This window comes from Cereibacter ovatus (assembly GCF_900207575.1).
Taxonomy (GTDB): domain Bacteria; phylum Pseudomonadota; class Alphaproteobacteria; order Rhodobacterales; family Rhodobacteraceae; genus Cereibacter_A; species Cereibacter_A ovatus.
This window is the reverse complement of sequence record NZ_OAOQ01000022.1, coordinates 45,740-53,242: the sequence shown is the minus strand read 5'-3', so window position 1 is coordinate 53,242 and position 7,503 is coordinate 45,740. Positions and strand designations below refer to the sequence as shown.

The window sequence follows — 7,503 nt, the reverse complement described above, 5'->3', positions numbered from 1 at the left end:
CGCAGCACCGCCGCAACCCAACCCCAAAAACCGTCGCCGTTCCGCTTCGGTGAGCCGCTATCTAGGGAACACACAAAAAACCCGCAAGAGGAAAAATAAACAAATACACATGACACATGGTAAACCGCTGATAAGTAACGTTTCTTCGCTCTTCGCCGCCCCCCTGCCCCGCGCCGTCACCGAAGCCCAGGCTGGTCCGTCCCGCTGAAAAGGCCCGGCTCCAACTCTTCCCAGAAGGCAAAGATCGCCCGCGCATTCAGCGCCGAAGCCCAACCATGCCTGGCAAAATCCTCGCGTTCGAGGTCGCCCTCCAGTTGGCGCAGGAACAGCCTGCGGTCGGCATCACGCTGAGTCGGATTGCGCGATTCGGCCACCGCCCGCACCTTCGCCATGCGTTCGGCCCGCTCGCGCCGCTCGGCCGAGATCGCGGCCTCACGCAGGGCTTCGGCCCGGGCCTGCGCATCCTCGGCCTCTTTCCGCCGGGTCAGCGCCTCGACCGCCTCGGGTGAGGGCACGGGGTCGGCAGCCGCGCCATAGTCATCGCGCAAGGCGGCGGAGAGATAGCGGACGGGACTCGTCACACCGCCCTGCCCCGCCACATAATCCAGCTTCTCGCCCACATAGGCCTCGCCGTGTTCGGCGATCCATTGCCGCGCCAAGCGGTCCCCCACGCCGATCGCGATCAGACGCTGATAGGTGCGCGAACTGCGCACCGCTTCGCCATCGTCGATCTCGAACATTGCCAGCTGCGGGTTTTCCTTGATCAGGAACCGGATCTCGGTGACGGCGCGGCCCATCTTGCGGAACTCTGGCTCGACAAGGATGTTCGAGTTGCGGTTCACCTCGGCCACGGCCGGCTTGATGATCTTGGCGTTCAGCTGCTTGAAGTTTTCGTAGTAGGCGCTGTCGTCCACCCCCATCAGGCGGCGAAAGATCTCGATCGGCCACCACCCGGTCGAGCCCGTGCGCACGAAGCGAAAACAGTTTTCATACAGCGCCAGCGCATGGCCCGAGGTGAACCGGCGCTGGATGTTCAGGTTGATCAGCGCGAACACCTTCGGATCGTGCAGCTTTTCCGCCAGCGCCGGCGAATAGGCGTATTCGCAGATCCCGCCCGCAAGCTTGGCATAAGAGAGCAGTGACGAAACCCCCCATTCCTGCCGCCCCTTCTGGTCAAGCATGTCCCATTCGGCGACCGTCTCGGCCAGGCTGCGAAGCGACGCTTTCAGCGTCTCCATGTCGTTAGAATTGTAGCCAACCATCAGGCACAGCGTGCGCGCATCGATCGAATGCTTCGGCCGGGTGATCAGGTGGTCATAGGCGTTCAAAAGAAGCACATTGGAAAGCTTCCGCTGCAACAGCGTCAGCTTGCCCGAGACGTGGATCGCCGCCACGTTCTTCTTCACCGACTCGCGCCGCAGCGCGCCGGTCAGCACCTCTTTCGGGATCTGCATCACGGCGCCCTTTGGCGCCTTTTCCCGGCCAGCGATCTTCTGCGCCATGCCCTGCCCTTCTTCTGCCCGGCGCCGATGATGCCGCAATCGGCACCTTTGCTCAAGCGGCCATCAGGTACCCATGAGGGGTGTGGCCGCTCTCCTGTAAACAGGTACCGCCAAAGGCGGCACATCGGCCAAAGGAACCCGGATACAGGGCGACGTTCTTGTGGGAAGGCATGCAAGGGGCTGATGGAGCGGTCCGGTGACCAGAGATTAGCGAATCGGAGGCCCCTGGAAGGGAATCGGACCGCATACGGGCGCCTTTCCAACTGGAATCAGCCACCATTCATCCTGAAAGCGGGTGCCAGAGCGCCTGAAAATGGGTGCCCACCATCCTGTAGGCAGGTGCCTATCGTGGGGTAACACACTGATAATATGTAATAAGTTTGATCCAAAGTCTTAAAGTTCCTAAAGAATCTACAAGATTTGTCGTGCTGGATCTTCGGGTTCATGGGGGTTTCGCGGGCGAAACCTGCGCTCTTTCATCGGAAGGCATGTTCGCGGTGGAAGCCGATTCACATCCATCGTGGGATGTGCCATAGTTTCGCCAACAGACAGCAAAATATGTGACATCGATCTGAGGCGAGAGCATGACACGGAAGACTGACTTCCCTCTGCCACCCTATTTCAACCTCGACCCGGCCGCGGCTGCGGCAAAACTCGGGGCGCCGGTGGATACGACGCGATTCGCCAAAGCGGCCGCGTTCTGTGCCCGCGGGCGCGATGATCTGGCACGGAAAGGCTACGCCCCGGACGGCAAGAAGCGTTTGCGCAAGTTCTCGACATGGGAGATCTGCCGTTATCTGATTCCGGTGGCATCGTCGCACTTGCGGCGGGTGCTGCGCAACAATCCCGACCTGCCGCAGGGGGAAGGCGAAGGCGGGGCCAAATGGTTCACGCTTGAAGAGGTTCTGGTGCTGCGAAACTTCTTCGCCGAGGAAGGCGCTGCATCGAAGGAGTATCGGCCTTACAGGCCCAAGGGGTTGCCTGCCAAAGTCGTGGCGGTCGCCAACTTCAAGGGCGGGGTGGGCAAAACCTCGACCGCTGCACATCTGGCGATGTCCGCGGCACTTGACGGCTATCGGGTGCTGGTGATCGATCTGGACAGTCAGGGCTCGATGACCTCGATCATGGGCGGACGGGTCGCGGATGAATGGCAGACCGTATTTCCTTTGCTCGCCAAGGATTACGCGCTGCATGTGCAAGAGGAGAACGAGGTCCGGTCCGCGAAGGGTGAGGCCCCCCTGCCCCTTGATGAGACCCTGACCGAGGCGCTGAAGATCACCGCGGCGGATGTGGTGCAGAAAACCCATTGGCCGAATATTGATCTGATCGGCGCGCAACTGAACCTGTATTGGGCCGAGTTTCAGGTACCTGTCTGGCGGATGATGCTGCGGCGCTGGCCGCTGTGGGATGCGCTGACCGGATTTCTCGACCGTGAGGGCTTGCTGGAGGATTACGATATCATCCTGCTCGATACGCCTCCTGCGCTTGGGTACCTGACGATCAATGCGCTGGCTGCGGCGGACATCCTGCTCGTGCCGTTGGGCGCCTCGTTTCTGGAGTTCGATTCGACCGGACGGTTCTTCGACATGCTCTATTCCACCTTCGCCAGCATCGAGGATGGCGAGAACGGCGCCCGGCGTGCGGCTGGCCTGCCCGAGGTGAAGTTCGAATGGGACGTGGTCCGCGCGCTGATCACCCGTTTCGACGCGAACCAGCAGACCGACCTTGCCAATGTCGTTCAGGCCTATTTCGGCGACTTCATGAACGCCTATCGGCAGGATTTCACGGCGCTGGTGGGTCAGGCGGGCGAACAGGTAAACGGGATCTACGAGGCCGACTATCGCGACTTCAATCGCGAGACCTATGTCCGCGGTCGTGAGACGTTCGACCGGACCTATGCCGAGTTCAAAGAGATCCTGATCGGTTCGTGGTGGCGCGATCAGGCGATGCAACAGAAGGAGGCGCGTGATGGCGAAGCGCAGACGGCTTGAGGCGCCCTCGGCGGCGGAACTGGAGGAACTGGAGACAGGTTTCGCCCGCGAAACCTCGGTCTCGACCCGGCCGCCGATCGCGCAGGTTGCCGCCGATGCCGCGGCGCTGTCGGTGCCTCTGCCTGTGGCCGACCGCGCCGCAGCGGCGCGCGACAGCGCCGATGCCGGCCGGCTGCGCGCGGCCGAGGCCAGCGGCCTGCTGCTGATCGAGATTGCGCTGTCCGACATTCGCGCGGACGATCTGACCCGCGACCGGCTGCGGGTTGATGGCGAGGAGATGGACGAGCTGTGCGCTTCGATCCGGGCGCACGGGCTGCGGTTGCCGGTCGAGGTGTTCGAGCGGTCAGAGGGTGACGGCGAACGCTACGGCCTGATCTCGGGCTGGCGGCGGCTGTGGGCGCTGCGCTCGCTTCATGCCGAGACCGGCGACGACCGCTTCGCGCGGGTGCGGGCGCTGGTGCGGCAGCCTGCGGATGTCTCGGCTGCTTATGTCGCGATGGTCGAAGAAAACGAGATCCGCGCCGATCTGTCTCCGTATGAGCGCGGCCGGATCGCGGCGCTGGCTGCGGGGCAGGGGGCGTTCGCATCCGTGGAGGAAGCGGTGGACGTGCTGTTCGCCGCAGCCTCGAAGGCGAAGCGGTCGAAGATCCGCAGCTTTGCGTTGATCCATGAGGAGCTGGGCGACCTGCTGACCTTCGCGGTTTCGCTGGGCGAACGGCCGGGCCTGCGGCTGGCCCATGCGCTGCGCACCGGCTATGCTGGTCCGTTGCGTCAGGCGCTGGCGACAGGGCAGGGCGCCGATGCCGAATCGGAATGGGCGTTGATGGAGCCGTTGGTCAAAGCGGCCGAGGGCAAGGCGCCCGACCCGTCGCGCGGGGGACGCCCGGTGCGCAAGCCGACCGCGACAGCGGCACAGGTGACGATCGCCGCCCGTGACGGCGATGGCTATCTTCTTCGACTGGAAGGGGCCGACGTCGATGAGGCGCTGGTTCGCCGCGTGGTCGACGAACTCCGCCGATTGTTGGTGTCGGGCAAGGTTTCGCCGGCGAAACCGGACTGAGATATGGTGTTCGGTGAGTTTGCCTTGTGCGAAATATTCGCATGAAAACATAGACTTATGGCCATTGCGCGCATTTCTGGCCATAATGCGCGCAAGGGGTGTGTCTCGGATATGGCGGGCTACGGCGCGTTGGTCTGCGGTGTCCACGGCCGGCGCTGCGGGGCTTTGCGGGCGCGCGAGAGCGGACCTGACCATTTCGCAGCGAAACCTGCCGCGTCGGCCTCGACCGCGGTATGGTCGGCAAGATAGCGGCGGCTGAACTCGGTAAGGCCCCATTCGCGATACTGGGTCACATGGCGCAGCTCATGGGCCCAGAGCGCGGCATTCGCCAGCGCGTCGCCCTTGTCCGCGAAAACCACGATGTCGATCAGGGTGATTGCCGTGGCCCTGCCGTGATCCAGCGCGGTGCGCTGAAGCGACAGGTCGCTGCCGCCGCGCACACGCCAGCGCACCGAGTCCAGATCGGCATCAGGGACATGGCCTGAAAGCTGGCGCCGGATCTCGGCCGGGATTGGCGCGACCCCTTCGGCCAGGGCCTGATCGCGCGAGGTCTGGATCGCGTTTGCCAGAACCTGCACCGCCTGCTGTGTGCCGGCTATGGCCAGCGACCGGGCGAGGGCCTCTGCCGCGGTTTCGCGCGCCGCCGCACCCGTCGCCGGCAAACACACCACGGCAAGCAGAAAGACGCGAAACAGGATCATGCGATGGCTCGGTCTGCGAAGATGGCCTGCGCAAGTTTCGGGCGATGTGCGGGCGCAGTCAACCGGACCGGGCGCCGGATATGTCTTTGGTTGCGGCCCGCCCGCACATTATGCCGCAGGCGCAAAAGCCATGCTGCAAGAGCGAAAGTTTCGCTTTGATTCCGTTCGCCAACATAATATTGCGCACCACGGTGCACCGAGGAGGAGTTCTATGGTTCCCGCACACGAAAAGATTCTGGCCGACCCGCGCTTCAAGCAGCTGGTCTCGCGCCGCAACCGTTTCGCCATCACGCTGTCTGTCATCGTGCTGGCGGTCTATATCAGCTTCGTCTCTGTCGCCATCTTCAATCCGGCGCTGTTCTCCATGCCGCTTATGGGCACGTCGGCCTGGTGTGTGGGGCTGGTTGTCGGGTTCTGCATCCAGGCCTTCGCCTTCGTGATGACCGGGATCTACACGGCGCGGGCGAACGGCCAGTTCGACCGGCTGGCCCGCGAAGCGATCCGGGGGACCATTGCATGATCCGCGTCTTTTTCCTTTCGGCCGCCGCGCTGGTGGCCATTGCCGGCTCTGGTCTTGCCGCCGGCGGCGCCATTGACGGCGACGTGACCAAGCGTTCGGTGAACGTGATCGCCATCGCGATGTTTCTGTTCTTCGTGGCGGCGACGCTGGGGCTGACGGCCTGGGCCGCGCGGCGCACCAAGTCGGCGTCGGACTTCTACACCGCCGGGGGCGGGATCACCGGCTTTCAGAACGGTCTGGCCATCGCCGGCGACTACATGTCGGCCGCGGCCTTTCTGGGTGTCTCGGGCATGGTGTTCGGCAAGGGCGTCGACGGCGTGTTCTACACCGTGGGCTGGACCGTGGGCTGGCCGCTGATCCTGTTCATGATCGCTGAACGTCTGCGTAACCTTGGCCGCTTCACCTTCGCTGACGTGGCTTCGTTCCGGCTGGAGCAGACCCGCATCCGCACGCTGTCGGCCTTTGGTGCGCTGACGGTGGTGATCTTCTATCTGATTGCGCAGATGGTGGGCGCGGGCAAGCTGATCCAGCTTCTGTTCGGGCTGGAATATGCCTATGCGGTGATCCTCGTCGGCGTCCTGATGATGCTGTATGTGACCTTCGGGGGGATGCTGGCGACGACCTGGGTGCAGATCACCAAGGCGGTGCTGCTGCTGTCGGGCTGCACGCTGCTGGTTCTGCTGGGGCTGAAACATTTCGGCTTCTCGCCAGAGGCGATGATGCAGGCGGCGATCGACAATCATGCGGCGCATGAGGCGATCCTGTCGCCGTCCAGCTCGATTTCTGACCCGATCACCGCCATCTCGCTGGCCTTGGCGTTGATGTGCGGCCCGGCGGGTCTGCCCCATATCCTGATGCGGTTCTTCACCGTGCCGGATGCGAAAGAGGCGCGGAAATCGGTGTTCTATGCCACCGGCTTCATCGGCTATTTCTTCATGTTGGCGGTCACCATCGGCTTCCTGGCCATCACGCTTGTCGGCACCAACCCGGCCTATCTGGACGAGGCAGGCAAGCTGCTGGGCGGCGGCAACATGGCGGCGATTCACCTGTCGGGCGAAGTCGGCGGCGATGTGTTCCTGGGCTTCATCTCGGCGGTGGCCTTCGCGACCATCCTTGCGGTGGTGTCGGGGCTGGCGCTGTCGGGGGCTTCGGCGGTCAGCCATGACCTTTATGCCCGCGTCATCAAGAAGGGCCGCGCCTCGGACAAGACCGAGATGATGGTGTCGCGGATGGCGACGCTGGTTCTTGGCGTGCTGGCGATTGCCTTGGGTCTGGTGTTTGAAAACCAGAACATCGCCTTCATGGTCAGCCTTGCCTTCGGTCTTGCGGCCTCGGTGAACTTCCCTGTGCTGTTCCTGTCGATCTTCTGGAAGAACATGACCACCCGTGGCGCCTTCATCGGCGGGCTGATGGGTCTGTTCTCGGCGGTGGGCTGCGTGGTGCTGGGCCCGACGGTCTGGGTCAACGTGCTGGGCTTTGAAACGGCGATCTTCCCGTGGGAGCAATACGCCCTGTTCTCGATGACGGCGGCCTTTGGCGGGATCTGGTTCTTCTCGGTCACCGATCGGTCCGAGCGGGCAAAACTGGACAAGGCCGGCTTCCCGGCGCAGTTCGTCCGGTCCGAAACCGGGCTTGGTGCGGCGGGTGCGGTCGCGCACTAAGGGCGCCTGCGATCCGATAACGAAAGGGGGCGGCCGGGACACCGGCCGCCCCTTTGTCATGCGTGGGG

Annotated in this window: 7 protein-coding genes; 5 read left to right on the top strand and 2 right to left on the bottom strand. The window is 63.5% G+C overall.

Annotation, left to right across the window (positions count from 1 at the left end; all coding sequences use genetic code 11):
- Window positions 1-208, top strand: a 208-nt coding sequence (locus CRO07_RS18970; RefSeq protein ID WP_204840038.1) for a hypothetical protein, incomplete at its 5' end; no start/stop codon positions are given.
- On the opposite strand, the gene CRO07_RS16160 is transcribed toward CRO07_RS18970, so the two are convergent.
- The gene (locus CRO07_RS16160) at window positions 177-1,502 is read right to left on the bottom strand and encodes a replication initiation protein (protein ID WP_097031692.1); all 1,326 of its coding nucleotides are present in this window, start codon (window positions 1,500-1,502) and stop codon (window positions 177-179) included. The two genes, CRO07_RS18970 and CRO07_RS16160, sit on opposite strands and share 32 nt — an antisense overlap.
- Before the next feature lie 584 nt (window positions 1,503-2,086).
- Here CRO07_RS16160 and CRO07_RS16155 point away from each other — a divergent pair.
- The gene (locus CRO07_RS16155; protein WP_097031691.1) at window positions 2,087-3,493 is read left to right on the top strand and encodes an AAA family ATPase; all 1,407 of its coding nucleotides are present in this window, start codon (window positions 2,087-2,089) and stop codon (window positions 3,491-3,493) included.
- Window positions 3,471-4,553 (top strand): ParB/RepB/Spo0J family partition protein, encoded by a 1,083-nt coding sequence (locus tag CRO07_RS16150; RefSeq protein ID WP_097031690.1) that lies wholly within the window; start codon window positions 3,471-3,473, stop codon window positions 4,551-4,553. Before CRO07_RS16155 ends, CRO07_RS16150 begins: the two co-directional genes overlap by 23 nt.
- Before the next feature lie 119 nt (window positions 4,554-4,672).
- Here CRO07_RS16150 and CRO07_RS16145 read toward each other — a convergent pair whose 3' ends face one another.
- Window positions 4,673-5,254 carry an eCIS core domain-containing protein gene (locus CRO07_RS16145; RefSeq protein ID WP_097031689.1) on the bottom strand — a complete coding sequence of 194 codons (582 nt, stop codon included), beginning with the start codon at window positions 5,252-5,254 and terminating at the stop codon, window positions 4,673-4,675.
- A gap of 211 nt (window positions 5,255-5,465) precedes the next feature.
- Between CRO07_RS16145 and CRO07_RS16140 the strand changes: the two genes are divergently transcribed.
- Both CRO07_RS16140 and CRO07_RS16135 read left to right on the top strand, forming a co-directional pair.
- Complete coding sequence (locus tag CRO07_RS16140; protein ID WP_235841054.1) at window positions 5,466-5,774, top strand: DUF485 domain-containing protein; 309 nt, start codon at window positions 5,466-5,468, stop codon at window positions 5,772-5,774.
- The gene (locus CRO07_RS16135) at window positions 5,771-7,435 is read left to right on the top strand and encodes a cation acetate symporter (RefSeq protein ID WP_097031687.1); all 1,665 of its coding nucleotides are present in this window, start codon (window positions 5,771-5,773) and stop codon (window positions 7,433-7,435) included. Before CRO07_RS16140 ends, CRO07_RS16135 begins: the two co-directional genes overlap by 4 nt.
- The last annotated feature ends 68 nt before the right edge of the window (window positions 7,436-7,503 follow it).